Annotated in this window: 2 protein-coding genes and 1 pseudogene; all 3 read right to left on the minus strand. The window is 72.0% G+C overall.

Annotated elements, in window-relative coordinates:
* Positions 1 to 38: 38 nt before the first annotated feature.
* The gene (locus AB0D66_RS34355) at positions 39 to 593 is read right to left on the minus strand and encodes a PadR family transcriptional regulator (RefSeq protein WP_362311071.1); all 555 of its coding nucleotides are present in this window, start codon (positions 591 to 593) and stop codon (positions 39 to 41) included.
* A gap of 74 nt (positions 594 to 667) precedes the next feature.
* Positions 668 to 2,146 carry a branched-chain amino acid ABC transporter substrate-binding protein gene (locus tag AB0D66_RS34360; RefSeq protein ID WP_362311072.1) on the minus strand — a complete coding sequence of 493 codons (1,479 nt, stop codon included), beginning with the start codon at positions 2,144 to 2,146 and terminating at the stop codon, positions 668 to 670.
* A 4-nt stretch (positions 2,147 to 2,150) separates the two neighbouring features.
* Positions 2,151 to 2,988: pseudogene (locus tag AB0D66_RS34365) on the minus strand (hypothetical protein); the annotation flags it as partial.

The following is a 2,988-nucleotide window of genomic DNA, read 5'->3' on the forward strand; positions in this document are numbered from 1 at the left end:
GTGCGGGGTGCGGGGGTGCGGGGTGCGGGGGTGGGGGGTCAGCGCTCGGCGAGCCGGCGGAGCGTGGCGAGCACGTCCTCGAGCCATGCGAGGGTCATCCGCTCGTAGGCGATGCCGCCGCGGAGCACGACGTGCTGGAGTTCCCGCCCGGCCTCGCCCGGCGCGGGGGCGTCCGGGCCGGTGAAATCGCGCAGCTCCCCCGCGAGGTAGCGGGTGAGGCGGTCGGTGTGCGCCCCGTGGTGGCGCTCGACCTCCTGGATCAGCGCCGCCGGGTCGTCGAAGGCCGCGCCGCGGATCTTGACGGCGAGCTCGTGCCGGACGCTGTCGGGCTGGATCGGCTCGTGGAGCCAGGCGGACAGGGCGGCCCGGCCGGCCGGGGCCACGGAGTACTCCTTCTTGTCCGGCCTGGCCTCCTGCGGCACGTGGCGGACGTCGATCCAGCCGTCCCCCTCCATGCGTCCCAGCACGCGGTAGATCTGCTGGTGGGTGGCGGTCCAGAAGTACCCGATGGACCGCTCGAACCGCCGGGCCAGCTCGTAGCCGGAGCCCGGCTGCTCCAGCAGGGAGACGAGGATCGCGTGGTCGAGTGCCATGCCTCCGATCTTTCTATGCAACTCGTTGCATAGACAAGCGCCACCGCCCGGGTGAGACGCGGCTCACCCGTCCCTCACTGTGCTTCCGGCGGTTTCCCCTCGGCGGCGGACACCTCGACGAACTCGGCCTGGCCCTTGGCGTTGAGCCGCAGGATCGGGACGGCCTTGTTGCGGGGGTTGCCGTTGTTCTGGAAGGAGATGAAGCCGCTGGCCCCGGCCACCTGCTGGCTGCCGTCCATCTGGTGGAACATCCGGGCCACGGCGTCGCCGGCCACCGTGCCCTGCCAGCGGGCGGCCATCTGGATGCCGTGGGCCGCGGTGAGGACGGCGTCGTGGCCCATCAGGGCCCCGCCGTCGTGGCGGGGGTCGTGGGGGAACCACTGGTCGAGCAGCCCGCCCGGCTGGAAGTTCTTCGCCGACGGGGCGGACACCGACTGCGGCGAGGCGCGGTGCATGTCGGGGTGGGAGAGGCCGGTGTAGAGGACCTCGACCCCGGTCTCGGCGGCGTGGGCGAGCTGCTCGGCGGTCAGGTTGGTCGTGTCGTCCCCGGCGAAGACGGTGAACTTCTGGTCGGTGCAGCTGCGGTTGGACAGGGCGTCGAGGAAGTGGGTGAGGTGGCGGCCGCGCCCGGCGAAGTAGACGAGCTGCGGGCGCTGCAGGCACAGCTGGCCGGGCATGTAGCGCAGCTCGTTCTGCCAGGCGCTGCCCACGGAGGAGTCGTAGGTCATGCGCTCGGCGACCAGCTTGTGCCTGTCGCCGTCGTGGAAGGCCTGGGTGAAGGCGGTGCCGAGGGTGGAGGCGTACAGGTTTCCCTGGGCCACGTCCTGGATGACGACGGCGGTGGCGGTGCCCCGCCGCTTGAGGAAGCCGGCGGCCGCGTAGGCCTCGTCCTCGTTGGTGGGGGCCACGCGGACGAAGCCGTTGATCCCCTGGATGTTCGTGGCGGTCATGGTCGCGCCGACCATAGCGATGCCGTGCTCGGACAGACGCCGTATGGCCGCGAGGTTCTCGTCCGTGCTGGGACCGAGGCCGGCCACCGCGACCAGCCGGTCCGGGGAGTCCTTGCGGGCGATCAGCTGGTCGACGGTGTGCCGCCAGTGCGTGGACTTGCTGCCCGGGTTCGCGATCAGCAGCCGGATCTTGGGCGTGGCGGACAGGTCGCCGCGGTTGTGCCGGTACTGGGCGAGGTAGGCGCCCTGGAGTTCGTGGCGGACGCCCTCCGCGGAGTTGCTGTCCTCGGCGGTCGCGGTGAAGTTGGTCAGGTAGGCGACGCTGACGTAGGGCTCCTTGTCCGCGTTGGCCAGGACCCGGGCGTTCTCCTCGAGGATCTTCTTGCGGACCTCGTCGAGGTGCGGGGCGAACGCGTAGGAGCCGTCGGTGACCCCCACGCATTCGTCGTCCGGGCCCTGTTCGACCACTCCGTCGGCGCACCGGGACTGCCGCTCCTGGATCCAGCCGACGCCCAGCCAGACGGCAGCCACCAGGGCGACGGCCACGGCGGTGGCCAGGGCGACGCGGCGCACGACGTGCAGCGGCCATTCGAGTCTGACCACGGGCTCAGCCCTCCCCGCCGGCCGTCTGGGGATCGCGCCAGTGACGGTGCCGCTCAGCCTCGTTGAACAGGGCCACGATGTCGTTCCTCCGCAGTTGGGACAGCTGGGTGTATCCGTCGGCGATCATGTCGTTGAGCCGCATCGCGGGGTCGGCGAGCGGATCGCTCCACACCCAACGGGTGGTCACGAGCGTGTGGATCACGGACTCGATGTCCATCACGCGCTCGGGGCGGCGCGGGCGCAGTCCGGCGAGGAGTTCCAGCGGGCCGTACTCCGTCGGCAGCCGGTTGGGGGCGGCGGTGACCGCGTTGAACTCGGAGATCCACTGCACGGCCGGCACCTCGGTGAACCGCCGGGTCAGATGGGCGGTGACCTCGTCCGTCCGGCCGACGGCGAGCTGGTGGTACATCTCCTGCACCGGCCTGCCCTCACCGCGGTAGAACTCCGCCAGCAGTTCGTGCGCGGTGTCCCACGCGTCCGGGCGGCGGGCCAGCCGCCACAGCAGCAGCCGGCGCAGCCACGGGTGGAGGACGGGGACGACGGTGAGCGGTCCGGTCAGCAGCCAGCGGGACCGGATCTCGCCGAACAGGGCGTCGCCCGGGCTGAGCAGCCGGGTGCCGACGGAGAAGTCCCGGGCGGCGGCGCACTCGGCGAGGGTGGCGCGTTCGGAGTCGTCGAAGTCGCGCAGGAGGTGGCTGAGGGCGGTGTCCGCGAGGGTGGCGGTCTGTTCACCGCTGCGCAGCGGCCGGTCGGGCAGGGTGCGCAGCCAGCGGTCCTGCTGGGGTCCGGAGTCCGGGGGCGGCCCCGACTGGCGCAGTACGTCGAGCACTTGGTGCACGGCG

The sequence above is a fragment of the Streptomyces sp. NPDC048270 genome, assembly GCF_040652335.1.
GTDB lineage: Bacteria > Actinomycetota > Actinomycetes > Streptomycetales > Streptomycetaceae > Streptomyces.

Excerpts from the sequence above, each read along its gene's own strand:
- AB0D66_RS34355 (WP_362311071.1), bottom strand. The coding sequence starts at position 593 with ATGGCACTCGACCACGCGATCCTCGTCTCCCTGCTGGAGCAGCCGGGC.